Raw genomic sequence first — 25,129 nt, 5'->3', positions numbered from 1 at the left:
TCTGCCCGCCCGGATTTTTCCGGGTCGTTGGGGTCATCCCACCTTGCGGCGCGCCCCGTTCCTTGCCAGTTTGCACATGATCGGGCCTATGGCCAGAAATCGGAGGGCATCATGGGCGCAAAAAAGCTGAGTGTTGTCGCAACGCGACGCTTGCCCGAAGTGGTCGAGACCCGGATGAGCGAATTATTCGACGTTACGCTGGGGCCGGATGACGGACCGATGGGGCGCGAGGCACTGGCAGCGGCGATGCGCGGGTGCGATGTTCTGGTGCCGTCACTGTCGGATCAGATTGATGCCGCTTTACTGGCGCAGGCTGGTGAACGGCTGAAACTGATCGCGAACTACGGCGCCGGTGTCGATCACATTGACGTGGCGACGGCCCGGCAGCGCGGTATTCTGGTGTCAAACACACCGGGCGTGTTGACGGACGATACTGCGGATATGACGTTGGCGCTAATTCTGGCCGTCACCCGGCGCATCCCCGAAGGTCTTGCGCTGATGCAGGCCGGAAACTGGGAGGGTTGGTCCCCCACGGCCATGCTGGGCGGGCGAATCGCGGGTCGGCGTCTGGGAATCCTCGGGATGGGGCGGATCGGGCAGGCCGTGGCGCGACGTGCCGCCGCCTTTGGCATGCAGGTGCATTATCACAATCGGCATCGGCTGCGAGAGGAGACTGAGGCGGAGTTGGAGGCGACATGGTGGGACAGCCTTGATCAGATGGTCAGCCGTGTGGATGTGTTGTCGATCAACTGCCCGCACACACCTTCGACTTTTCATCTGCTGAACGCGCGGCGATTGAAGTTGATGAAGCCGACAGCGGTGATCGTAAATACCTCGCGCGGGGAGGTGATTGACGAAAACGCCCTGACCCGAATGCTGCGCGCGGGCGAGATTGCCGGGGCGGGCCTGGATGTGTTCGAACACGGGGCCGAGGTGAACCCGCGCCTGCGCGAGCTGCCGAATGTGGTGCTGCTTCCGCATATGGGGTCGGCCACTGTCGAAGGGCGGATTGAAATGGGAGAGAAGGTTTTGATCAATATCAAGACCTTCGATGACGGCCACCGCCCACCGGATCTTGTGATTCCGTCGATGCAATGAGGCCAGCTGGGCCGTCGCACCGCGAAGTCGGCTGGGCGTTTCTGCTTTGCGTGGCCTATGTCGCCTTGTCACTGGCGCTGCGGTTGGCGACAGGCCCGGCGCTGGAAGTGGACGAGGCCGAGGTCTGGTTGCAGGCACAACTGGGTTATGCGCTAGGCTATGGTCCGCAATTCCCACTGTACTACTGGATACAGTTCGGTCTGTTTGATGTCTTTGGGAAATCTCTGGCCGTTATCGACATATTCCGATCGACCTTGATGGCGCTGACGGTGTTCTTTGCGTTTCTGGCGCTGCGGCAGGCGGTTGGGGCGATGTCGGCGTCTTTGGCGGCGGCATCGCTGATTTTCCTGCCGGATTATGCCTGGGTGTCACAGATGACGCTGACCCACACGCGGATTATGGCGGCGTTGGCGATGGCGACGTTCGTGGCATTTGCGTGGTTTTTGCGAACTGGCCGGATGGCTGCGATCGTCTGGCTGGGGGTCGCGCTGGGTTTGGGAGGGTTGAGCAAGCCGAATTTCTGGTTCGTGCCGATCATTCTGTCCCTGGCGGCGCTGTCGATCCCGGCGTACCGCGCGCGGATGCGCGACAAGCGGTTGCTGTTGGCGCTTGTGATTGGTGCGGCGATCGTTGTCGCGCCCTATGGTTGGATCATTCTGCATCCCACGGAAGCGCTTGCCTCGATCAACAAATTCGCGTTGCCCAAACCCGGAACGCGAATGATCGTGACACTGATCGGCCTGTTTGATCTGACGAAATGGGCACTTTATGCGATGTTGCCGTTGGTTTTTCTGGTGGCGATATTCCGCAGTTTCTGCGCCCATCGTCCTGATGATAGTGCGCCGGATGCAGAAGTCTTCGCCCTGTTCTGCATGCGTGCGGCATTTTCCGGGTTTGCGATTGCGATACTGTTTGTCGTGCTTGCTGGTGCGGGTCAGTTCAAATCTCATTGGTTGATGTTCGCCACGCCCTTCGCAGCCTTTGCATTGGTGTTGCCCCTTCTTGCGCGGATGAGTTTGCTACAGCGTCGGATTTGGGGCGCGCTTGCCATTCTGGCGGTGATTGGAACGCAGACCAGCCTTGCCGTGCTACGTGACACGCCCCCCGCTACGCATGCGCTGGATGCCGAGGCGCTGGCCCACGATCTTGAACAGCGGTTTGGGGCGGATCGCCTGACCGTGATTGGGGATTTCTATTGGAGCGGGAATCTGGCTCGGACCCGGCCAGATTGGGATGTGCGCGCGTTGACGCCGCCCGGTTCGGTTGATGGCGAAATCCTCATGTTGACCAAGCTTCCGATCGGATCGCCCGAAGGTATCTTGCGCTGGCTGAAGCTTGGCGAATGGAGCGCTGGGCAACAGGTTGTTCTGACCCCGGCTTTCATCGCGCCGAGCACAGAAGACAGGCCAGTTCATGCGCGAATTCTGACGCCGCCAGGATAATTTTCCCGGCCGGGGCGGGCAGGCCAGCGTTGCGAATGCAATTGCCGCTGGACCTGTCGCGCGCCGGGTGGCTAACCTTCGTCGGATGCGAGGATTTTCACAGCTTCTGCTCTGCGTTTTTATCCTGACGCTTGTCGGCTGCGGTCGCCAGCTGTCAGAGGCGGAAACCGACTATCTTGGTGGCCTTCTTGGATCGGGGCTGGCGGTTGAGCGGGTTCGCGTTTCCTCCACCGGACCCGAGATTGCGCAAAGCGATGCGCCGCCGCGATTGATCGTAACGGGCAGCGCGCTGAGCTGCGATGCGCCACCCGATACCCGCGCGATCCTTATGGCGCACGAGGCGACCCATGTCTGGCAATGGCAGAACCGGGACATCACCGGTTACAGCCCGTTTGCCGCCGTGATGGAGAATATCCGCGCGCGCGATCCCTATTCCTATGAACTTGAGGCAGGAAAGCCGTTCCTCGACTATGGTTTTGAACAGCAGGCGCGGATTGTGGGGGATTTTGTCTGCCATTCGGCTGCGGACCCGAATTCGGCGAAAACGAAAGCGCTTGGCGCGCTGCTGAAGCCGGTGTTCGGCCCCGGAGCGACCCTGGCAGGTCGCAATTGAGGGCCGTTGCGTCGGCGGCACTTGCACGGGGCGGCGCGATTTCGCCAGATTGGGCGCATATCTTTCGGCTGAGGGAATCGCGGCGATGAAAACCCATGTAAAAGCTCTGGTTGTTGGCGGCGGGGCGGTTGGCACCGGCATTGCCTATCATCTGGCCAAGGCGGGCTGGGATGACGTGATGCTGGTGGAACGGGACGAGCTGACGTCTGGATCAACCTGGCACGCCGCGGGTCTACTGCCGCTGTTCAACATGTCCTATGCGACCACTCACATCCACAAATACTCGGTCGATTTTTACAAATCACTGGAGGCAGAGACCGGGTTGAACGCGGGCTTCTCGGTCGTTGGCAATTTACGCATGGCGCAGACCAAGGACCGGATGGACGAATATATGCTCTATGCCAGCACCGCGGAAACCTGCGGTGTGCCGTACGAGTGGTTGAAGGCGAAAGACATCAAGGACCGCTGGCCGCTGATCCACACCGACGATCTGGAAGGCGCGATCTATCACCCGACGGATGGCTACATTAACCCCGCTGATGTGACGATGGCGATGGCCAAGGGGGCGCGCCAGCGCGGCGTGACGATCGAACGCAAGTGGCAGGTCGATGGCTACACATGGGCCGGGGATCACTGGGACGTCACCATGACCAAGATGGTCGAACGCGGCGGCAACCTTGTGTCCGGGGCCGAGCAGGTGGTGGTCCAGGCCGAGCATGTGGTGACCGCCACGGGCAACCACGCGCAGCGCACGGCGCGGCAGCTGGGGATCAAGATCCCGGCGATCCCGGTCGAACATACATTCATCGTGATGGATCAGGATTCGGCGCTGGTCGAATGGCGCAGGACCAACCCCGAACACCCGGTAATCCGGGATGCGGACGCGCAAAGCTATGTGCGTGAAGAACGTGGCGGCTGGATCCTGGGTGTCTATGAAAAAGGGGCCCCGGCGCGGTTCGAGCATTCGGTGCCCGACAGTTTTCGTGCCGACCTGTTCCAACTGGATCTTGAGCGGATCGAGGAACAGTATCTGGCCATGATCCACCGCATTCCGTCTTGTGAGGAAAGCGGGTTGAAGGACGATTTCAACGGTCCGATCTGCTATACGCCCGATGGCAACCCGCTGGTCGGACCGGCGCCCGGCTTGCGCAACATGTGGCTGGCCGAAGGGTTCAGTTTCGGGATCACGGCGGCGGGCGGAACCGGGTATTATCTTGCACAGATGATGGTCGAGGGCGAGGCCGAGATCGACATGTCGAGCCTTGATCCCAAGCGCTACGGGTCATGGATGACCACCGAATATGCGGCGCGCAAGAACGAGGAATGTTATTCCCACGTCTATATCCTGCACCACCCGGATGAGGAACGTGAAGCAGCGCGGCCACTGAAAACCGCGCCGTCCTATGACCGGATGAAGGCGCGCGGTGCACAATTCGGGCAGGTGAACGGGTGGGAGCGTCCGAATTATTTCGGGCCGCTCGATGCGCACGACAGTTTTGACCACGACGCCCGCAGCTTCCGCCGCGGCGGCTGGTGGCAGTATGCCGCGGAAGAGGCGAAGGCGATCCGCGAAGGCGTGGGCATGATCGACGCCTCGGCCTTTACCAAGCACGAGTTGCGTGGGCCGGGGGCCGCTGGGTTCCTCGACTGGTTCACCACCAACAAGCTGCCACGCGTGGGGCGGATCAACCTGACCTATGCGCTGACTGATACGGGGACGACGCGGACGGAATACACGATCCTGCGCCCGGCTGAGGATCGGTTTATCCTTATTTCCGCCGGGGCCTGGCAAGCCTATGACAGCGATTTTCTGGCCAAAGCGGTGAATGACAATGTTGAGCGCTTTGGTGCGATGCATCTGGTCGACATCACCTCGCAAAATGGCGTGTTCGCACTGGCCGGGCCAAAATCACGAGAAGTTCTGCGCGAGTTGATCGTGGATGCGGACCCGGACACGGCGCTATCCAACAAGCGCTTCCCCTGGCTTTCCGCCAAGCAGATCGAATTGAAGATGTGCCCGGTGAATGCAATCCGCGTGGCCTATACTGGCGAGCTGGGGTGGGAGTTGCATCACCCGATGGAGATGCAGAATTACCTGTTCGATCAACTGATGGCCGCCGGAGAGGCGCACGGGCTGAAACTGGTCGGCGCGCGGGCGCAGAACTGGCTGCGGCAGGAAAAATCCTATCGCGCATTTGGCACCGAATTGGGGCGAGATGCGACGCCGTTGGAGGCCGGGTTGGATCGGTTTGTGGACCTGTCGAAGGACTTCCATGGCAAGGCCGCGATGGTCGAAACTGGCATTCGTAGCAAATGCGTGACCCTGTCGATCGACGGCCCGGATGACGCCGACCCTTGGGGGCGCGAAGTGCTTTATGCCGGTGATGCGCGAGTGGGCCGCCTGACCTCGGGCGGGTATTCCGTGGCGTTTGGGAAAAGCATCGGCATGGGCTATGTCAGTCGGGATCATGCCGCGCCGGGAACGAAGTTGCAGGTCAAGATGTTTGACAAGCTGTGGAACGCGACCGTGACCGAAGACAGCCCATATGATCCGAAGAACGAGAGGATTCGCGTGGACGGATAAGGTGGAGTTTGGCCTGGAGGGGACGTTGGCAGTCAACTGCCAAGCCGGGCGAGCGCCTGACCGGGGGTATGCGACGCAACGCATGCGTGTGGCAATTTATAGTTCAGCGTTAATGGTGACATTCGAAGGTGTAGCGCCGTATCGAAATCGCCTGCCCGCGGGACGGTCAGGCGATCGCCCGGCGCCCTTGCGGGCTTGATTCCGGGCGAGGTGGGGTGCCGTCCGCAATCGTCCACTTCAAGCCATCTTCATTCGCGTTGACGTCTCTCAAAAGCGCACCGACACCCAACTCAGACCGTCGCGTGTCGCGCCCTTGCGCCGCGTTCGATCGCTGCCGCATGCAGGCGATCAATGTTCAACTCATAGCGCATTTCTTCCAGCAGGCGCAGCTCACTTTCCTTGAGCGAGCCATCGGCGGCGGCGACGTCACACGCCAAGGCGTATGCCGTTTCGTGCAGTTTTTCTGGCAGCGCCTCGCGGGTCATGCCGAACAGGGCGTCCAATCCGTCTTCCTCGGTCAACAGATCAAAGACCATTTCGGCGACCACGCGAATGCGGTCCTGATCATAATCGGCGAAGACTGGCAGGTGGTTGACGATGCGGTTGATCGTCAACAGCTCGGTCGTGGGCAAGCGCTCATCCGATGCAGAGATTGCGATCATCAAGGCGACAAGGCTGTCGGGCGGCGTCAAAGGCAAGCTCATCTCGGGTTTTCCGATCCTGGGTAAGCCCCGGACATTATTGACCTTGGGCGCGCGCGGCAATAGGACAGCCGCCTTTGCATCATCTGCCCGAAAGGGGCTGTCATGACCGATCTGCGCACCGCTGCTATGACCTCGAAGGCCTGGCCTTTTGAAGAGGCGCGCCGCGTGCTGAAACGGTACGAAAAGGCGCCGCCCGAAAAGGGTTACGTACTGTTTGAAACGGGCTACGGCCCCTCGGGTCTGCCCCATATCGGCACGTTTGGAGAGGTCGCGCGCACCACGATGGTGCGGCGCGCATTCGAAGTGATTTCGGACATCCCGACGAAACTGCTGTGCTTTTCGGACGATATGGACGGGTTGCGACGGGTGCCGGACAATGTGCCGAACCAGGAAGTGATGGCCGAAAGCCTGCAAATGCCGCTGGCCCATGTGCCGGACCCGTTCGGCACGCACGACAGTTTCGGGGCGCATAACAATGCGATGCTGCGCCGGTTCCTTGACACGTTCGGGTTCGAGTATGAATTCGCCAGTGCGGCCGAATACTATGCCTCGGGCAAGCTGGACGCGGTGCTGTTGCGCGCGGCGGAACGCTATGACGATATTATGGCTGTCATGCTGAAGTCATTGCGTGAAGAACGTCAGGCAACTTATTCATGTTTTTTGCCAATCTCTCCGACGACGGGGCGCGTGCTTTATGTGCCGATGAAGGATGTGGATGGCGCAAAGGGAACGGTGACCTTCGAGGATGAAAACGGCACGGATGTGACCCTGCCGGTCACTGGCGGCAACGTGAAATTGCAGTGGAAGCCAGATTTTGGCGCGCGCTGGGCCGCGCTTGGCGTGGATTTTGAGATGTACGGCAAAGAACACGCGCCGAACACGCCGATCTATGGGCGGATATGCGAGATTCTGGGCGGCAAGGCCCCGGTGAATTTCACCTATGAGCTGTTTCTGGATCAGAACGGTGAGAAGATTTCCAAATCCAAAGGCAACGGGCTGAGCATCGACGAATGGCTGACCTATGCGGCGACCGAAAGCCTGTCGTACTTCATGTACGCCAAGCCGAAGACCGCCAAGCGAATGCATTTTGACGTGATCCCGCGCGCGGTGGACGAGTATCACCAGCAGTTGCGCGCCTATCCCGGGCAAGAGGTGACGCAGCAGTTGAATAACCCGGTCTGGCATATCCATGGCGGCGCCGTGCCGGACAGTGGCATGGTTGTTCCATTCTCGATGCTGCTGAATATCGCCAGTGTATCAGGGGCCAAGGATAAGGCGACGCTTTGGGGTTTCATCCGCAAATACGCGCCTGACGCGACGCCCGAGGCGAACCCCGATCTGGATGCGGCGGCGGGCCATGCGGTGACCTATTACAAAGACCACGTCGCACCGCATAAAACTTATCGTGCGCCGGGTGATGCGGAACGCGCGGCGCTGGCTGATCTGCGCGACCGGTTGAAAAGCTGGGACGGGGGCCTGGACGCGGAAGCGCTGCAGACGATGGTGTTTGCGGTCGGAACCGAACATGGGTTTGACCCTTTGCGGGCCTGGTTCACGGCGCTTTACGAAGTGCTGCTTGGCGCGTCCCAGGGGCCGCGTTTCGGTGGGTTCATCGCGCTTTACGGTGTTGCGGAAACCGTGGAACTGATCGAGCGGGCGCTGGATGGCGGGCTTCAATCAGGGGCTGGTGGCGCATAAAAACTTGAAACTTCCCCGCCGTGCCGCACGTGTCTTGATCAGGACAGGTCGAAAGTGGAGGGATTGTTTCATGAGGAAATTTCTAACGGCATGCGTGGCCATGCTGATGTTGGCCGCACCGCTAAGCGCGCAGGACGCCGCCCCAGAGGGCGCCATTCAGGGTGTGATTTCCAGCCAGATGGACGCGTTTCGCGCCGGTGACGTTCCTGGGGCATGGGCGCATGCCTCTCCGACGATCAAACGCCTGTTCGGGACCGAACGGAATTTCGCGATGATGGTTCAGCAGGGCTATCCGATGGTCTGGCAGCCGGGAGATATTCGATTTCTCGAGTTGCGCGAAGTTGACGGCAAGCAGCGTCAGGAAGTCATAGTTCGGGATGCCGATAACGTATTTCACGTGCTGGAATACGACATGATCAAGACCGAGGATGGCTGGCGAATTGACGGCGTACATCTGGTGCCGGCGCCGCAGATCGGGGCGTGATCCTAACGAAAGGCCACGATCGCAAACCCCAGTGCGATGAAGGCTGACGTCAGGGTAGCAACGCCAAAGGCGCGAATGCGCCCGGGCTTGGGCTGATTGTGTTGAAAAACTCCGTTTTAGGGCCTGAACGATGATTTTTCTTTCCATGCAGCCCGATCCTAAATTTTTGGCGCGGGGGTCGGCCCAAATCGCCTACATGCGCTCACGCGCAGCCATGCGCTGTCTCGTGGTCAAAGCTTTCCGACTATTTCGCTTCATAGGTTTTCGCAAGAAATCCGCGACGCTCTGATTTCGGAGTTTTTCAACACAATCGGCTGAAGCCCGGCCTTGACTGCGTTGCGGGCGGTAACTCTGGCCAGAACCGACACGCCGGTCAGCAGCAGCACGAACGCCAGCTTTGCCTGGAACGCCGGTATGGTCAGCGCGTTCAGCCCGCCCCACGCCAATAATAACAAGCCGCTAAAGCGTTTCGACATTAACCTGAGACATATCCGGCGGCCTTAAAGTAGTTCCAGCATTCTACTGGGTCGTAGAGATCGCAGATTGCTCCGATTGCTTCGAAGACCTGGGTAAAGGACCTGGCCCCGATCCGTCGCAAATGGGCTTTCAGTTTAGAGAAGGCCTGCTCGATGGGATTCAGGTCGGGCGAGTACGGTGGCAGGTAAAGGAACCAGCAGCCGTGATTGCGTAAAGCCTGCGTCGCCTCCTTATTCCGGTGGGTTGCCAGGTTGTCGAGAATGACGACAGTGCCGGGGTTGATCTCGGGGACCAGCACTTCGCGGATGTAGGCCGCGAAGGCGGGGCCATCTATCGCTCCCTTGATGACCCAAGGTGCGATCAGCGCGCCTTGGGTCAGGCCCGCGATCAAGGTTTGGGTTCCCCAGCTTCCGAAGAGCGCATCCATCGTCAGGCGCTTACCGCGCTTGGCTCTGCCGCGTAGGCGCGTGAGGTTTGTCTTCACTGCGGTTTCGTCAATAAAGACAACGCGCTCAGGAAAGGTCGCAATGGCTGGCGAGCGGTATCTGAACCAGTCGGCCCGTTGCTGCCTTACCTTGGCGCGGCGGCGCTCGGTTGCGACCAGCGACTTTTTTTGTACGTGAAGCCGAGCCGGGACAGAAGGTTGGCGATGGAGGAGTGATGCACCCGCACACCCTCTGCATCGGCCAGCGCATTACGCAACTCAAAGAGCGTGATGTCAGGGTCTTGTGCGATCAACTCCTCAAAGAATTCCCGATGCGGAGCCAGCTTTCCCTTGCCGCGCGGCGGTCCCTGCCGGGCAGGTTCCGCATGACCCTTCATCCTCACCTGACGCGCCCACCGCGCGCCTGTGGCAGGCGACAGCTTCAACCGCAACGCCGCCGCGCGCCCGCTCAACCCTTCTTCAATGTATCTCTGAAACCGTATCCGAAGCGCAGATGGCAAAGGTGCTGACATGATCCATCCTCCCAAACAGGATGAATCACAGATCAGGTCTCAAGGGAATCCCTCGCGATTCAGGTTCAAGCCGAAACGCTTTAAGCCAGAGCAGCGCCAGACCGGCGGTCGCGACCCGTGCGTAAACCGGGGCCATGGCGCGCAGCACCCCGGCAGCCTCGGGCATGGTCGCGCGACTGGCGCGCAGGCCCAGCAACAGGTTGGCCAGCCCGCCGCCGATCCCCAGCGCCAGACCTGTGAAATGCACGAATATCGCAACCTGATAGGCCATATCGGCCCTCCGCTCGCATCGCAGGGGACGACTTTGCCGGGTCAGACGGCCACCCGTCAAGCGCACGCTGCCTTAGGGCCTGGTTAATCATGCCCGCCATACCCCCCGCCGCCAACCGGTCAGCCGCGCCTTGGGCGCGTCGTCGCAAGGGCTGCAGATGCGCCAGAAAAGGGGAATGGGATGAATAAGGCAATCACTGAAGGGCTGGTGCTGATGCCGCCACCATTTGCAGACGGGCTGAGCGTCTGGGCAAACGGGGATGGCACGCCGGGGTCCGCCACATACGACGGCGATCCCGGCGCGGCGCTGATCGCGGCGGATCAGGATTTTGGCGGCTGTCTTGAATTGCTGAAGATTAACTCCACCCAGCAGCTGCGCCACATGGGGGAAACGCCGATCCAGCCGGGATGCTATTTGCGTATCCGGGCGCGGGTGAAGGCGGTGTCCGGCAACCTGCCGGATGTGGCGATTTCAGCCTGGGCCGGATTGGCCAACAACGCCCACGCCGGTGGTCTGGTTGAGGTTTGCCCAGCAACAACCATGACCACCTATGGAGAGGTGGTCGAGGTTTCGGCAATTGTCGGCACAGGCGCGCGGGGCGGTGTGGATATGCCCTGGGGCACGGCCCCGGCCTATGGCCACTTTGGGCTGGACCTGACCGGGCCTTCGGGCGGCATCGTGCGGATCGACGACTTCGTCATCGAAGACATCACCAGCGCCTATTTGCGGGACATGATGGATTGGGTCGATGTGCGTGATTTCGGTGCGGTCGGAGATGGCGTTACGGATGACCACGCGGCATTTGATGCGGCGGACATCGCCGCCGACGGGCGCGACATTCTGGTGCCCGAGGGGACGTATCTGATCGGGTCCAACATCACGATGGACAACCCGGTGCGCTTTCAGGGAACGGTCACCATGCCCGCCGACAAGCGCCTGATCCTGCGCGGGAATTTCAGCCTAAAGCGTTTCGGCTTGAACCTGAATCGCGAGGGATTCCCTTGAGACCTGATCTGTGATTCATCCTGTTTGGGAGGATGGATCATGTCAGCACCTTTGCCATCTGCGCTTCGGATACGGTTTCAGAGATACATTGAAGAAGGGTTGAGCGGGCGCGCGGCGGCGTTGCGGTTGAAGCTGTCGCCTGCCACAGGCGCGCGGTGGGCGCGTCAGGTGAGGATGAAGGGTCATGCGGAACCTGCCCGGCAGGGACCGCCGCGCGGCAAGGGAAAGCTGGCTCCGCATCGGGAATTCTTTGAGGAGTTGATCGCACAAGACCCTGACATCACGCTCTTTGAGTTGCGTAATGCGCTGGCCGATGCAGAGGGTGTGCGGGTGCATCACTCCTCCATCGCCAACCTTCTGTCCCGGCTCGGCTTCACGTACAAAAAAGTCGCTGGTCGCAACCGAGCGCCGCCGCGCCAAGGTAAGGCAGCAACGGGCCGACTGGTTCAGATACCGCTCGCCAGCCATTGCGACCTTTCCTGAGCGCGTTGTCTTTATTGACGAAACCGCAGTGAAGACAAACCTCACGCGCCTACGCGGCAGAGCCAAGCGCGGTAAGCGCCTGACGATGGATGCGCCCTTCGGAAGCTGGGGAACCCAAACCTTGATCGCGGGCCTGACCCAAGGCGCGCTGATCGCACCTTGGGTCATCAAGGGAGCGATAGATGGCCCCGCCTTCGCGGCCTACATCCGCGAAGTGCTGGTCCCCGAGATCAACCCCGGCACTGTCGTCATTCTCGACAACCTGGCAACCCACCGGAATAAGGAGGCGACGCAGGCTTTACGCAATCACGGCTGCTGGTTCCTTTACCTGCCACCGTACTCGCCCGACCTGAATCCCATCGAGCAGGCCTTCTCTAAACTGAAAGCCCATTTGCGACGGATCGGGGCCAGGTCCTTTACCCAGGTCTTCGAAGCAATCGGAGCAATCTGCGATCTCTACGACCCAGTAGAATGCTGGAACTACTTTAAGGCCGCCGGATATGTCTCAGGTTAATGTCGAAACGCTTTAAGGCCTTACGTCGAGGGCTTCGGGGATGAAGTTCTTGGATTCAGGAAAGCCTTTCAGGCGTTGCTGCACTACACCGATCACGATGCGCTGGACCTCGATGGCCTCCGGATCGATGTGGATGGCCCGATCGACCTGCATGACGCCGTCAACACCGTCGACACGTTCGAGGTGCGTCGCGTGATCCGCAACGGGCAATTCTATGTCGTGAACAGCGCCAACTGGGATGTTGATACCGTGACCGGCGACGGCAGCTATTCTGCGGGCAATCCGCTGCAACTGAACAGCGTAACGAACGTGGCCAACATTCCCATCGGTGCCCAGGTCACCGGCAACGGCGTAGGGCGTGAGGTTTACGTTAAGTCGACCAATCCGGGGGCGGGGACGGTGACGCTCAGCCAGCCGCTGTTCGCGTCGAACGCCACGCAAACTTATACCTTCACGCGCTACAAATACGTGCTGGATTTCTCGGGCTTCACCAAGCTTTCCAAGTTCACCCTCAGCGATATTGAATTGCAGTGTAACGGTGACGCCAGCGGTATCCTGTTGGCCCCGGCGGGCGAGACGTTTCATCTGAAGGACAGCTTCGTCACCAAGCCCGAGCATCGTGGCATCACCTCGATCGGCACGGGCTGTCAGGATTTGCAGGTCGATCGCTGCCATTTCGTCTCGGACGAACAGCAGGCTCCGGCGACGAACCGGGTTTCGCTGGCGCTGAACGTCAACAAGAACGACGCCAAGATCCGCGATAACCGGTTTCAGCGGTTTGGCACCACGATGGTGCTGAAGGGCACCGGGCATTTGATTATCGGCAACCACTGGTTCCAGGGCGACGAGGTGACAGATGGCCCCCGACAGGCCGGGCTGGTGTTCACGCAGCCGAATGTGAATTCCACCGTGACCGGCAATTACATCGACAATTGCTTCGTCGAGATGACGAACGAGCATGACGCCGCACCGGATTTCTCGTCCGAGTTCAGCTTTGGCGGTCTGACGATCACCGGCAACATTTTTGGCGCTATTGACGTCGCCAGCTCTTTCGCCTGGCTGGTGGTCAAGCCGCACGGGCCGGGACATTTCCTGCAAGGGCTGACGGTGTCCGCCAACAGCTTCAAAACGGTGAACGGCAATATTGACCGGGTTGAGAAGGTGGACGATTCGATTGCCCCGTTGGATATGTCGCGGGCGCGCAACGTGGTGTTTTCGGCCAATACGTTCAACGGGATCAGCCAGAACACGATCAATCCGGTGTTGATGGAATTCAACCAGCCATCCAACCAGTCGGTCTGGACCCTGGATGCCGGCGCCTATCTGCCGTTCGAAGGCTGGGCGCGGCGCGTTACTTCGGTTGTGGTCGAGGATCTGCAATCCTCCAGCCAGTCGATCTATACCGCGCCACAAGTTGCCACCCAGCAGGGCGCGAACAAGGATCAGATCACGCTCGGCTGGTCGCAGGCGGTGAACGGCAAAGTTCAGGTGACGGTGCGGATGGACAACCCGGTCTAGGCTTATTCGGGGCCGGCTAGAGGGCTTTCCATCCCGCCATCATTGACCCAAAATTATCCCCGCCGGAGGCATTAAACTTTTTCTTTAGCGCGCAGGGTTACAAAACCCTGCGCGCTTTTGCATGACGTCCGCTATCTGCGGGCTGTGGTGACCGGGCCGTCGGCCGTGATCTGTGTCGCCGATAACGTGTGATCTGCGTTCTGCATCCGGTGGCTCAGCAGTGTTTGCGTCATCTCCAGCAACACGGACGCCATCGCCGGATCATCGGCCAGATTGCGCATTTCCCCGTCGCCCTCGCGGTCAAACAGCAGCGGCGGCAGCGTATCTGCGAAGTGGGTCAACGTATAACGCGGTCCGCGCAACACTGCGAAATTCGCACCCGATGCGTGCAGGTTGTGCGTTGTCTGCCAAAGCGTGGGGGCAACGGGGTTGCCAAAATCCAGCTCGCTATAGCTATGGGTGCGCCAATCGTCCGGCGTGTCACCTTGCAAGAACACCTTTAGGGATCGCCCGTCCATCGACGGCGGCGCCGCCAGTCCGAGGCAGTCGAGGATCGTCGGGGTCACATCCACGGATTCACTTGGGCGCGTGACTTCGGTGCCGTGGGCGTCCGGCTGCGTCGGATCGCGGATGATCAGGGGCGTGTGCCAAGCGGCGTCATAGGGGCTCATCTTGCCCCAGGTATGGTGATCGCCCAGCATCTCTCCGTGGTCGGCGGTGACGACCAGCAGGGTGTCATCCCATTGGCCGCTGTCTTTCAGAAATGCGATGATGCGCCCGATGTGGACGTCCACTTCGGCGGCAAGGCCAAGGTAAATTGCGCGTAAGTCCTGGACGGTGGTGTCGTCATTGCCCAGATCGGGAAATCCATCCACCAGCGCGGCGGCGTTGGCGGGGGTGAAGAAGGGATGGGTCGCCAGTTCTGCCGACTGTGACCCATGCCGGTCGGGCAGGGGCAGTGTGTCTGGGTCGATCATCCGGTTATAGGGCGCGGGCGCGACCAGGGGCGGGTGTGGCCGGATATAGGTCAGATGGGCGAACCAGGGCCGATCTCCGCGTGCGCGCAGGTGCGTCAGGCAGGCGTCGGTCAGAAAGGCCGTGTCGCTGTCTTCAGCCCGGTAGAAGGCAGGATCATCGACACGGCGCAGCTGATCAGCTTGCGCAACCGGCACATAGAATTCGGTGTACTCGGGAATATCGTAGCCTTTGGCCACAAGCGAGGCGCGCCATGGAAAGCTTTCATCAGCGCCCATTTCGACAGTCTGCACGAATCCCGGCATGACCCGCTCGTAGGTTCGCAAATCCGGGTCAACCAGCTGGTGCAACCTTGGGTCGAGCGTGGTGTCGGTATAGCCAAACAGCAGCGGCAGGTGCCCACCCTTGCGCACTTCGGTTGCCAGGTTCGACGTGTCATGGCGCAGCGGCGCGCCATTTCGGACCGAGCGGTGGTTCATCGCGTATTGCCCGGTCAGGAGCGAGGCACGCGACGGCCCGCAAGGGTTTGCAACAGAATGATGATTGGTAAAGCTGACGGCCGCACCCATCAGGGCGCGCAGGTTCGGCAGCGGCACGTGATCGGCCAGCGCGCCGTGCAACAAGTCGGCGCGCATCTGGTCGATGATGATGAACATCACATTGCGGGGGGGGATCTGTGTCATGGGGGTTCGCAGTCAGCTGGGTTTGCGGAAAATCCGGGTCAGTTTGTGCAGTTCTTCCAACGCGTCATAGCGCTTGCTGGCCCGGGGCCAATCCTCTTCCTGCACCGCCGCGATCATCGCTTCAAGCAGCAGCATCGTCGCGATGTTGCTGTCCCATGCCGAGGGGACCTGAACCCAGCAGGGAAACACGAAGGGTGCGACCTTGGAGACGGGCGAGGCCCATTGATCGGTGATCAGAACAACTTTCACGCCGCGTTCCGTCGCCAGTTCGGCAAGGCGCATCAGATTGGTTTCGTACCGGCGGATGTCGAACATCAGGATCACGTCGCCCGGTCCCATATCCAGCACGTAATGCGGCCATGTCGCCGCCGAGCTTGTCATGTGGGTCACGTTCTCGCGGATCGCCTGAAAATGGGTGAAAGCGTATTCGGCCAGGGCGCGCGTCACCCGGCCGCCGACCACGTATAGATGGCCTTCGGCGTTGGCCATCTCGGCAACGGCGGCGTCAAAGGCATCGGTGTTGAGGTTGGAAAACGTTTGCCCGAGGTTGACCATCACCGCTTCGGAAAACCGGTTCAGCATGTGCGATTCCGGCGCGGCGGCGGCCCAGACCTCGCGCTTTTTGACCGGGCCGGACAGGGTCGCCTCCAACTCGTCCCGCAGGGCTTTGTGGAATTGCGGATAGCCTTTGAAGCCCAGCTTTTGCACCATCCGTGCGACCGTCGGCGTTGAAACGCCGGCGTTTTCCGCCACGATGGTGATCGAGGCAAGCCCCGCCACGGGATAGTTTTCCAGCAGCGACGCTGCCAGTTTGCGCTCGGACACGGTAAGGCCGTCAAAAGCCTCGTGGATCATGTCGCGTACGGTGCGGAAGGCGTCGGTCAAGGGCGGAACTCTTGCAAATGGTTTGCCAGCTTAGGCACAAACGTCGTGCCCTGACCAGCCGTTGAAAGTATATTGACAGTCTAGTGATCCCAAGAAAGGATATTGTCAGAATGTCTGGGGGGAGTCGGGCCGGATGGCCAATGCGGCAGATCGCGAACAGGTGGTTGAGGTGATCAATCCCGGTGCCGCCGGGCCTGTCGTTCTGGTGTGCGAGCATGCCTCGTCCCATATCCCGGCAGAGTTTGCGGATCTTGGGTTGAGCGCGGCGGATCGCCTGAGCCATGCAGTCTGGGATCCGGGTGCCGAGGCTTTGGGCCGCGCGATGGCCGAACGGCTTGATGCGCCGTTTGTCGCAGGTCGGATGTCGCGTTTGCTTTACGATTGCAATCGTCCGCTGTCGTCCGAAGCGGCGATGCCAAAACAAGTCGAACTGGTCGCCGTGCCGGGGAATGCGGGGCTGACCGCCACAGATCGCGCCGAACGCGCGGATCGGTTTTATGAGCCGTTCAGAGCAACGGTTGCGGCAACACTGGATGGCGCTGCGGCCCCAGTGCTGGTCACGATCCACAGCTTCACGCCGACCTATTTCGGCGAACCTCGGGCGGTCGAGATTGGGATTCTACACGATAGTGACACGCGGTTGGCTGACGCCATGCTGGGAAACAACGGACCACTGTCTCACTGGCGCGTTGCGCGCAATGAACCCTATGGCCCGGCAGACGGGGTGACCCACACGCTGAAGGAGCACGCGCTTGCGCGCGGCATCGCGAATGTAATGATCGAAGTGCGCAACGACCTTCTGACGTCCGAGGGCGAGGTTGCGCGCATCGCCGACGCGATGGTTGCCAGCCTGACGACAGCGCTGGCGACACTAGACGGCGCCAAATCGGTCGCGGCACATCATGCCTAGAGTTTTTCTGAGCTATATCCGCCTGGTCGACGGGCTGAACCGCCGTGTCGGGCGGTTCATCATGTACGGCATCTTTGCGTTGATGGCGATTTTGCTGTGGTCGTCGATTTCAAAGACCTTCTTCAACCCGTCGCTGTGGACGCTGGAACTGGCGCAGTTTGCCATGGTGACCTATTACATCCTGGGCGGGCCTTATTCGATCCAACTGGGCTCGAACGTGCGGATGGACCTGTTTTACGGCGAATGGGACGATCGCAAGAAGGCCTGGTTTGATGCCTTCACGATCTTCTTCCTGATCTTCTATCTTTGCGTTCTGCTTTGGGGGGCGCTGGGCTCCACCGCTTATTCGGTCGGCTATTTCGGGCGCGAGCCGATCCAGTTTTTCGGCGAACTCGGCGGGAGCCTGCTGACCGGCGGGCCGGAGGCGGCGGCTGAAAAGCTGGGCTTCCTGGAACGTTCATCAACCGCGTGGCGGCCTTACATGTGGCCGATCAAATCGATCATGATCCTTGGGTTCTTCCTGATGCTGTTGCAGGCGATCAGCGAGTTTCTGAAGGACGTCGCGCGCATTCGCGGGGTAGAGGTGGCATGAGCCAGGAATGGATCGCCATCATCATGTTCGCGACCATGATGCTGATGCTGATGACCGGGCAGCGGGTGTTCGGGGCCATCGGATTTGTCGGTGTGGTGGCGGCCCTGTTGCTGTGGGGGCCGAACGGGGGCGGGGCCGACATTGGATTTTCAGCGGCGATGAAGCTGATGAAATGGTTCCCGCTGCTGACCCTGCCGATGTTCATCTTCATGGGCTACGTGCTAAGCGAATCGAAGATCGCCGATGACCTGTACCGCATGTTCCACGTCTGGATGGGGCCATTGCGCGGGGGGCTCGCCATCGGGACGATCCTGCTGATGGTGCTGATCTCGGCGATGAATGGTCTCAGTGTCGCAGGGATGGCCATCGGGGCGACGATTGCCTTGCCGGAGTTGCTGAAGCGTGGATACGACAAACGGATGGTGACCGGGGTCATTCAGGCCGGGTCGAGCCTTGGTATCCTCGTCCCGCCTTCGGTCGTGTTGGTGCTTTATGCGATGATTGCACGGCAACCGGTCGGTCAGCTGTGGCTGGCCGGGGTCATTCCGGGGCTGATGATGGCCGGGATGTTCATCATCTACATCGTGATCCGCTGCCGGATAAACCCGGAACTTGGCCCGGCGCTTCCTGCTGAGAACCGCGATATCCCGCGCGTTGAGAAGATGCGCCTGCTAAGCGCGGGTCTTCTGCCGCTGGGTATCTTCGCGGTGATGATGGTGCCCTTTGTGAACGGCTGGACCTCGCTGGTGGAAAGCAGCGCGGTGGGCGCGTTGGCGGCGTTTCTGGCGGCGGTCGTCAAGGGGCGGATGACGCGGCAGGTGTTCGAGAATTCGGTGCGTAACACGCTTGGAATCTCCTGCATGTTCATGTGGATCATTCTGGCGGCACTTGGCTTTGGCGCGGTATTCGATGGCCTTGGGGCGGTTAACGCCATTGACGATCTGTTCACCGAACGCTTGGGCCTTTCCCCCTGGATGATCCTGATGCAGCTGAGCTTCATCCTGATGGGCACGTTCCTGGATGACACCGCGATGCTGGTCATCGTCGCGCCGCTTTACGTGCCGCTGGTCGCGGTGCTGGGCTTCGATTTGATCTGGTACGGGGTGCTTTATACGATCACCACGCAGATCGCATACATGACGCCGCCGTTCGGGTATAATCTGTTCCTGATGCGCGCCATGGCCCCGCCCGAGATTATGCTGATCGACATCTATCGCTCGATCATTCCGTTTGTCTTCGTGATGGCGCTGGCGCTGGCGCTGGTGATGATCTTCCCGCAGATCGCGCTGTGGCTGCCACAAACCGTCTATGGGAACTGAGGGGGACCAATGAAGCTCGACTTCCACCATATCAATTTCGTCTCGGGCGATGTCGACCGGATGCATGACTTCTATACGAAAGTGCTGGGTCTGGACGACATGCCGGTTGCGCATTTCCCACGGACCGAGGCGGCGGATGGCAAGGGGTTTGACGGCAAGATCCGGTTTGCCACCGATGGCGGGATGCAGATGCATCTGGCCGAGCGGGCAATGGATATCGCCTTCCACAACGGGCAGGTGATCAACCCCCTTGAGCGTGTCCATATCGCCTTTCGTACCGACGATCTGCCCGCGTTCCTGGCCACTCTCGACGCCGAGGGCATACCTTATTCCGATTATGGCACCGCCTTTTCCATGGATTGGCATCAGGTGTTCTTTCACGACCCCGAAGGCAATGTGATCGAGGTGCATCAGCAGGTGGCCTGACAAAGGGGACAAGCCTCGTAACAGACGGGGCCAATAACGCCGCAAAGCGGTATTTCATGGGGCATCCGCCCCGCCAACTGAAAGGATCAGACATGACTTCAAGACGCAAGTTTATCGCAGGGGCCGCCGTTGCACCTGCCGCTGCGCTGGCCACGCCCGCGCTGGCGCAAAGCCAGATCAAATGGCGGATGCAAACCTATGCCGGCCCCGCGCTGGCCGCCGAGGTCATCGTGCCGGCCATCGAGATGTTCAACAAGATCGCCGGCGATCGCATGAACATCGAGCTGTTCTTCGCAGACCAGCTGGTCCCCACCGGAGAGCTGTTCCAGGCGATGCAGCGCGGCACGATTGATGCGGTGCAGTCGGACGATGACTCGATGGCCTCACCCACCGAAGTGACGGTGTTCGGCGGCTACTTCCCGTTCGGGTCGCGGTATTCGCTCGACGTGCCGGTGCTGTTCAACCAGTACGGTCTGAATGAGATCTGGGATGCCGAGTATTCCAAGGTCGGCGTCAAGCACATCTCTGCCGGTGCCTGGGATCCCTGCCACTTTGCCACCAAAGACCCGATCCGGTCGCTGGCCGATCTGGAAGGCAAGCGGGTCTTCACCTTCCCGACCGCCGGGCGCTTCTTGTCCCAGTTCGGCGTCGTGCCGGTGAACCTGCCGTGGGAAGACATCGAGGTTGCTGTGCAGACCGGCGAACTCGACGGCATCGCTTGGTCGGGCATCACCGAGGATTACACCGTTGGTTGGGCCGATGTGACCAACTATTTCCTGACCAACAACATCTCGGGCGCCTGGGCGGGATCGTTCTTTGCGAACATGGATCGCTGGAACGAACTGCCCGAAGACCTTCAGACGCTGTTCCGCGTGTGCTGCGACCAGTCGCATTACTATCGTCAGTGGTGGTACTGGGGTGGTGAGGCGAACCTGCGCGTCAACGGCACCAAGATGGAGCTGACCTCGACCCCCGACGCCGAATGGCAGACGGTCGAAGACGCTGCCGTCAAGTTCTGGGACGAGATCGCAGCCGAGTCCGAAACCAAGGCCAAGGTTGTCGAGATCTTCAAGAAGTACAACGCCGACATGGTGAAGGCCGGACGGCCCTACCGCTACGGTTAAGACTAAACTCTCGGGGCGCAGCAAATGCGCCCCGGGACCCATTCAAGGGACGCGCAAATGACACTCGATGACCTGAGAGCCCGCGTTGACGCGGGCGAGATCGACACCGTTCTGGCTTGCATGGTCGATATGCAGGGCCGCCTGATGGGCAAGCGGTTCCATGCGCGGCATTTTGTCGACAGCGCGTGGGAGGAGACCCATTGCTGCAACTATCTGCTGGCCACAGATCTGGAGATGTTCACGGTCGACGGCTATGCCTCGACCTCGTGGCAGGGTGGCTATGGCGATTACACGCTCAGACCCGACATGGACACGTTGCGGCTGGCCGCGTGGTTGGAAGGCACTGCACTCGTTCTTTGCGATGTGTTGGATCACCACGGCCACGCCCCCATCGCCCATTCGCCGCGTGCGATGCTGAAGGCGCAGATTGATCGGTTGGCCGAAATGGGTCTGACCGCGATCAGTGCCACGGAACTGGAATTCTTCATCTTCGAACAAAGCTATGACGCGATCCGCAAGGGCGGTTTCCGCGACCTGACTCCGATCAGCGGTTATAACGAAGATTACCACATCCTGCAGACCACCAAGGAAGAAGAGGTGATGCGCGCCCTTCGCAACGGCCTCTATGACAGTGGCATTCCGGTCGAAGGGTCAAAAGGCGAAGCCGAGGCCGGGCAGGAGGAGTTGAACCTGCGTTATGGCCCCGCGATGGACTGCGCCGACAATCACACGATCGCCAAACACGCCGCCAAGGAAATCGGCTGGCAAAAGGGCCGCGCCGTCAGCTTCATGCCGAAGTGGGATGCGGGCCGGGTCGGCTCGGCCAGCCATGTGCATCAGTCGTTATGGAAGGGAAAGACCAACGCCTTTTTCGACAAGGACGCCGATCTGGGGATGAGCGGTATGATGCGCGCCTACCTCGGCGGGCTGCTGAAATACGCGGGCGACATCACGTGGTTTCTCGCGCCCTACGTGAACAGCTTTAAGCGGTTCCAGAAGGGCAGCTTTGCCCCGACGCGCAAGGTCTGGTCGGTCGACAATCGCACGGCGGCGTTCCGACTATGCGGCGACAGCTCGCCCGCCGTTCGGATCGAATGCCGCGTTGGCGGGGCGGACCTGAACCCATACCTCGCCATCGCAGGCATGCTGGCCGCCGGCATCGCCGGGATTGAGGAGGGGCTGGACTGCGGCAAGCCATTCGACGGCGATGCGTACGAAGGGGGCAAGGAGTCCATTCCCGATACCCTGCGCGCCGCGACCGAAACCCTGCGCGGTTCCAAGATGCTGCGCGCGGCCTTTGGCGACGCGGTCATCGACCACTACACCCGCGCTGCCGAGTGGGAGCAGGAGGCTTTCGATGCCGTCGTCACCGATTGGGAAATCGCGCGGGGGTTTGAGCGGGCATGACCAGGGTTCTGAACGTCACGCCGATGATCGCTGTGGCCGATATCGACGCGGCCTGTGATTTCCTGCGTGACTGTCTGGGGTTTGAGGTCGGTTTTCGGATGGAGGGCTACGCCTGGTGCCATCGCGGCGACGGGGCGATCCGACTGCTGAATGCCGACCCGAACGCCGACATGGCCGACCCAGCACGCCAGCACATCATCTACATTGACGTTGACGATGTGGATGCGTTTTACGATGAGCATCGCGCCGCACTCGACGCCCTGCCATCTGGCCACTTCCGCGCGCCCTTTGATCGCCCCTACAATCAACGAGAGTTTCACGCCATCCACGGCCCGTTCCTGTTCATGGTCGGGCAAGACATTCGGGACAAGACATGACCACACTCACCTGCATTTCACCCATCGACGGATCGGTTTTCGCGACCCGCGCGTGCCTGTCACAAGCCGATGCCAAAGCGGCGGTTGCCGCCGCCCGAACCGCCCAATCCGACTGGGCCGCGCGCCCGCTGGAGGACCGCATCGCGCTGGTCCGTGCCGGTGTCGCGCGACTGGGCGAAATGACGGAAGAGGTCGTGCCCGAGCTTGCCCGCATGATGGGCCGCCCGATCCGCTATGGCGGTGAATTCGGCGGCACGGATGAGCGCGCGAGCCACATGGCGGACATCGCGACCGAGGCCCTGAAGCCGATCGAGGTTGAGGATTCCGATAAATTCCTGCGCCGGATTGCCCGTGAACCGCATGGCGTCGTGCTGGTCGTCGCGCCCTGGAACTATCCCTACATGACTGCGATCAACACGGTCGCCCCGGCGCTGATCGCGGGCAATACGGTGGTGCTGAAACACGCCACCCAGACCCTTCTGGTGGGCGAACGGATGGCGCGTGCATTCACCGAGGCGGGCGTTCCGGCGGATGTGTTTCAGAACTTGTTTCTGGACCACGACACAACCTCGGCCTTGATCGCGGGCGGGCATCTGGATTTCGTGAACTTCACTGGGTCGGTCGGTGGTGGGCGGGCCATGGAGCGTGCGGCGGCGGGCACCTTTACGCCGGTCGCGACTGAGCTTGGCGGCAAAGATCCCGGCTATGTTCGCGCTGATGCGGACCTCGACGCGGCGGTGGACACGCTGATCGATGGGGCGATGTTCAATTCGGGCCAATGCTGCTGCGGGATCGAGCGGATATATGTCCATGAGTCGCTGTTTGACACCTTTGTTGAAAAGGCAGTCGCCGTGGTCAGTGCCTATAAGCTGGGCGACCCGTTGGACCCGGAAACGACGCTGGGGCCGATGGCAAACGTGCGGTTCGCGGCAGAGGTCCGGGCACAGACATCCGAGGCGATTGCCGATGGTGCGACGGCCCATATCGAAACCATGGCGGCGGATGACGGTGGTGCGTACCTCAGCCCGCAAATCCTGACCAACGTGACCCACGACATGCGGGTCATGCGCGACGAAAGTTTCGGACCCGTGGTCGGGATCATGTCCGTCAAGGATGACGACGAAGCGATCCGCCTGATGAACGATAGCGAGTTCGGGCTCACCGCCTCGCTCTGGACGCAGGACATTGACGCGGCGTTGGAGATCGGTGCGCGGATCGAAACCGGCACGGTGTTTTTGAACCGCGCCGACTACCTCGACCCGGCGCTGTGCTGGACGGGGGGCAAGAACACCGGCAAAGGCGGGGCGCTGGGGGTCATCGGCTATCAGAACCTGACGCGGCCAAAATCCTATCACTTCAAGAAAGTCACGACATGAGCATCACCGGAAACTGGTCATACCCGACGGCCATCAAATTCGGGGCAGGGCGGATCGCTGAACTGCCCGAGGCTTGCGCGCAGGCAGGCATCAAACGCCCGCTGCTGGTTACCGACCGGGGGCTGGCAAGCCTGCCGATCACAGATGCAACGCTGGATATCCTCGAAGCTGCCGGTCTGGGCCGGGCGAAGTTCTCGGACGTCGACCCGAATCCGAACGAGATGAACCTGGACGCCGGGGTAAAGGTTTACCGCAAGGGCGGGCATGACGGGGTGATTGCCTTTGGCGGCGGTTCGGGCCTGGACCTGGGCAAGATGGTTGCCTTCATGGCCGGTCAAACGCGACCGGTTTGGGATTTCGAGGATATCGGCGATTGGTGGACGCGCGCGGACGCGGATGCCATCGCGCCGATCATTGCAGTGCCGACCACGGCCGGGACGGGGTCCGAGGTGGGGCGGGCGAGCGTCATCACGAACTCCGAAACCCATGTGAAGAAGATCATCTTCCACCCCAAGGTTCTGCCCTCTGTCGTGATTTGCGACCCGGAACTGACGGTCGGCATGCCGCCTGCGATCACTGCCGGAACCGGGCTTGATGCGTTCGCGCATTGCGTCGAAGCGTTCTCCAGCCCGCATTATCACCCGATGAGCCAGGGCATTGCGCTGGAAGGGATGCGTCTGGTCAAGGATTACCTGCCGCGCGCCTATGCGGATGGCACCGACATCGAGGCGCGCGCGCAGATGATGAGCGCGGCAGCCATGGGGGCGACGGCGTTCCAGAAGGGGCTTGGCGCAATCCATGCCCTCAGCCACCCGATTGGCGCGGTGTTCGGTACGCATCATGGAACGACAAATGCGGTGTGCATGCCCGCGGTGCTGGCGTTCAACGCGGACGCGATTCGGGATCGTTTCGATGCCGCTGCGGCCTATCTGGACATCGACGGCGGTTTCGACGGGTTCTGTGATTTCGTTCAGGAGATGAACGATGCGCTGGGCATTCCGCGCAAGCTGTCCGAAATGGGCGCGGATGCGTCGCGGATCGACGAACTGGCGGCGATGGCGATCGAGGATCCAAGCTGCGGCGGCAACCCGGTGGAACTGACGGTGGAAAATCTGGCCGGGTTGTACCGACAGGTGATCTGAGCCGTCCCGAAGGGGAAATTGGTTTGGGGCGGACGTTTACGGCTTTCTCTGCGCCCGGAATCAAG

General features: G+C 60.8%; 23 protein-coding genes and 1 pseudogene. 18 read left to right on the top strand and 6 right to left on the bottom strand.

Features of this window, described 5'->3' with window-relative positions; translation table 11 throughout:
• Positions 1 to 111: 111 nt before the first annotated feature.
• From GKR99_00170 to GKR99_00155, 4 genes are all read left to right on the top strand, one after another.
• A complete protein-coding gene (locus GKR99_00170; GenBank protein NKB26057.1) occupies positions 112 to 1,098 on the top strand; it encodes a D-glycerate dehydrogenase in 987 nt (328 codons plus the stop codon).
• Positions 1,095 to 2,540, top strand: a complete 1,446-nt coding sequence (locus tag GKR99_00165) for a hypothetical protein (GenBank protein NKB26056.1) — start codon at positions 1,095 to 1,097, stop codon at positions 2,538 to 2,540. The genes GKR99_00170 and GKR99_00165 overlap by 4 nt, the downstream gene beginning before the upstream one ends.
• 85 nt (positions 2,541 to 2,625) lie before the next feature.
• The gene (locus GKR99_00160) at positions 2,626 to 3,153 is read left to right on the top strand and encodes a hypothetical protein (protein NKB26055.1); all 528 of its coding nucleotides are present in this window, start codon (positions 2,626 to 2,628) and stop codon (positions 3,151 to 3,153) included.
• Between the two features lie 85 nt (positions 3,154 to 3,238).
• Positions 3,239 to 5,737: an FAD-dependent oxidoreductase gene (locus GKR99_00155; GenBank protein ID NKB26054.1), complete on the top strand. Its 2,499-nt coding sequence runs from the start codon at positions 3,239 to 3,241 to the stop codon at positions 5,735 to 5,737.
• 290 nt (positions 5,738 to 6,027) lie between these two features.
• Here GKR99_00155 and GKR99_00150 read toward each other — a convergent pair whose 3' ends face one another.
• Positions 6,028 to 6,441, bottom strand: coding sequence for a 2-dehydro-3-deoxyphosphooctonate aldolase (locus tag GKR99_00150; GenBank protein ID NKB26053.1), 414 nt, complete (start codon positions 6,439 to 6,441; stop codon positions 6,028 to 6,030).
• A gap of 102 nt (positions 6,442 to 6,543) precedes the next feature.
• On the opposite strand from GKR99_00150, the gene GKR99_00145 reads away from it, so the two are divergent.
• Both GKR99_00145 and GKR99_00140 read left to right on the top strand, forming a co-directional pair.
• Entirely contained in the window at positions 6,544 to 8,139 is a 1,596-nt protein-coding gene (locus GKR99_00145) for a lysine--tRNA ligase (GenBank protein ID NKB26052.1), read from the top strand.
• Between the two features lie 70 nt (positions 8,140 to 8,209).
• On the top strand, positions 8,210 to 8,623 hold the full coding sequence (locus tag GKR99_00140) for a DUF4864 domain-containing protein (GenBank protein NKB26051.1): 414 nt from the start codon (positions 8,210 to 8,212) through the stop codon (positions 8,621 to 8,623).
• 192 nt (positions 8,624 to 8,815) lie between these two features.
• Here GKR99_00140 and GKR99_00135 read toward each other — a convergent pair whose 3' ends face one another.
• The 3 genes from GKR99_00135 to GKR99_00125 all read right to left on the bottom strand — a co-directional run bounded on the left by GKR99_00135 (position 8,816) and on the right by GKR99_00125 (position 10,328).
• Positions 8,816 to 9,064 (bottom strand): hypothetical protein, encoded by a 249-nt coding sequence (locus GKR99_00135; protein NKB26050.1) that lies wholly within the window; start codon positions 9,062 to 9,064, stop codon positions 8,816 to 8,818.
• Between the two features lie 34 nt (positions 9,065 to 9,098).
• Positions 9,099 to 10,057, bottom strand: a protein-coding gene (locus GKR99_00130; GenBank protein ID NKB26049.1) for an IS630 family transposase whose coding sequence is annotated in 2 segments (ribosomal slippage) — positions 9,099 to 9,713 and positions 9,716 to 10,057 — 957 coding nt in all. Because the reading frame shifts where the segments join, the coding sequence is not laid out codon by codon here.
• Positions 10,058 to 10,082: 25 nt separating this feature from the next.
• On the bottom strand, positions 10,083 to 10,328 hold the full coding sequence (locus GKR99_00125) for a hypothetical protein (GenBank protein NKB26048.1): 246 nt from the start codon (positions 10,326 to 10,328) through the stop codon (positions 10,083 to 10,085).
• A 180-nt stretch (positions 10,329 to 10,508) separates the two neighbouring features.
• Between GKR99_00125 and GKR99_00120 the strand changes: the two genes are divergently transcribed.
• The 3 genes and pseudogenes from GKR99_00120 to GKR99_00110 all read left to right on the top strand — a co-directional run bounded on the left by GKR99_00120 (position 10,509) and on the right by GKR99_00110 (position 13,848).
• Complete coding sequence (locus tag GKR99_00120; GenBank protein ID NKB26047.1) at positions 10,509 to 11,333, top strand: hypothetical protein; 825 nt, start codon at positions 10,509 to 10,511, stop codon at positions 11,331 to 11,333.
• A gap of 39 nt (positions 11,334 to 11,372) precedes the next feature.
• Positions 11,373 to 12,330 (top strand): annotated as a pseudogene (locus GKR99_00115) (IS630 family transposase).
• A 75-nt stretch (positions 12,331 to 12,405) separates the two neighbouring features.
• Positions 12,406 to 13,848: a hypothetical protein gene (locus GKR99_00110; GenBank protein NKB26046.1), complete on the top strand. Its 1,443-nt coding sequence runs from the start codon at positions 12,406 to 12,408 to the stop codon at positions 13,846 to 13,848.
• A gap of 131 nt (positions 13,849 to 13,979) precedes the next feature.
• Here the strand turns inward: GKR99_00110 and GKR99_00105 are convergent, their stop codons facing one another.
• Positions 13,980 to 15,506, bottom strand: coding sequence for a sulfatase-like hydrolase/transferase (locus tag GKR99_00105; protein ID NKB26045.1), 1,527 nt, complete (start codon positions 15,504 to 15,506; stop codon positions 13,980 to 13,982).
• Positions 15,507 to 15,518: 12 nt separating this feature from the next.
• A complete protein-coding gene (locus GKR99_00100; GenBank protein NKB26044.1) occupies positions 15,519 to 16,361 on the bottom strand; it encodes an SIS domain-containing protein in 843 nt (280 codons plus the stop codon).
• A 163-nt stretch (positions 16,362 to 16,524) separates the two neighbouring features.
• Here GKR99_00100 and GKR99_00095 point away from each other — a divergent pair, with 163 nt between their 5' ends.
• The 9 genes from GKR99_00095 (at position 16,525) to GKR99_00055 (ending at position 25,064) form a co-directional block, all read left to right on the top strand.
• Positions 16,525 to 17,301: an N-formylglutamate amidohydrolase gene (locus tag GKR99_00095; protein ID NKB26043.1), complete on the top strand. Its 777-nt coding sequence runs from the start codon at positions 16,525 to 16,527 to the stop codon at positions 17,299 to 17,301.
• Positions 17,294 to 17,893 carry a TRAP transporter small permease subunit gene (locus tag GKR99_00090; protein ID NKB26042.1) on the top strand — a complete coding sequence of 200 codons (600 nt, stop codon included), beginning with the start codon at positions 17,294 to 17,296 and terminating at the stop codon, positions 17,891 to 17,893. The genes GKR99_00095 and GKR99_00090 overlap by 8 nt, the downstream gene beginning before the upstream one ends.
• A complete protein-coding gene (locus GKR99_00085) occupies positions 17,890 to 19,212 on the top strand; it encodes a TRAP transporter large permease subunit (protein NKB26041.1) in 1,323 nt (440 codons plus the stop codon). The genes GKR99_00090 and GKR99_00085 overlap by 4 nt, the downstream gene beginning before the upstream one ends.
• A gap of 9 nt (positions 19,213 to 19,221) precedes the next feature.
• A complete protein-coding gene (locus GKR99_00080) occupies positions 19,222 to 19,638 on the top strand; it encodes a VOC family protein (GenBank protein ID NKB26040.1) in 417 nt (138 codons plus the stop codon).
• 92 nt (positions 19,639 to 19,730) lie between these two features.
• Positions 19,731 to 20,762: a twin-arginine translocation signal domain-containing protein gene (locus tag GKR99_00075; protein NKB26039.1), complete on the top strand. Its 1,032-nt coding sequence runs from the start codon at positions 19,731 to 19,733 to the stop codon at positions 20,760 to 20,762.
• Between the two features lie 57 nt (positions 20,763 to 20,819).
• On the top strand, positions 20,820 to 22,169 hold the full coding sequence (locus GKR99_00070; GenBank protein ID NKB26038.1) for a glutamine synthetase: 1,350 nt from the start codon (positions 20,820 to 20,822) through the stop codon (positions 22,167 to 22,169).
• Positions 22,166 to 22,546, top strand: a complete 381-nt coding sequence (locus tag GKR99_00065; protein ID NKB26037.1) for a VOC family protein — start codon at positions 22,166 to 22,168, stop codon at positions 22,544 to 22,546. The genes GKR99_00070 and GKR99_00065 overlap by 4 nt, the downstream gene beginning before the upstream one ends.
• Entirely contained in the window at positions 22,543 to 23,922 is a 1,380-nt protein-coding gene (locus GKR99_00060; GenBank protein NKB26036.1) for an aldehyde dehydrogenase family protein, read from the top strand. The genes GKR99_00065 and GKR99_00060 overlap by 4 nt, the downstream gene beginning before the upstream one ends.
• Positions 23,919 to 25,064: an iron-containing alcohol dehydrogenase gene (locus GKR99_00055; protein ID NKB26035.1), complete on the top strand. Its 1,146-nt coding sequence runs from the start codon at positions 23,919 to 23,921 to the stop codon at positions 25,062 to 25,064. The genes GKR99_00060 and GKR99_00055 overlap by 4 nt, the downstream gene beginning before the upstream one ends.
• The last annotated feature ends 65 nt before the right edge of the window (positions 25,065 to 25,129 follow it).

It is taken from the genome of Paracoccaceae bacterium (assembly GCA_012103375.1).
In the GTDB taxonomy this organism is placed as follows: domain Bacteria; phylum Pseudomonadota; class Alphaproteobacteria; order Rhodobacterales; family Rhodobacteraceae; genus WLWX01.
This window is presented reverse-complemented; position numbering and strand designations above follow the sequence as displayed.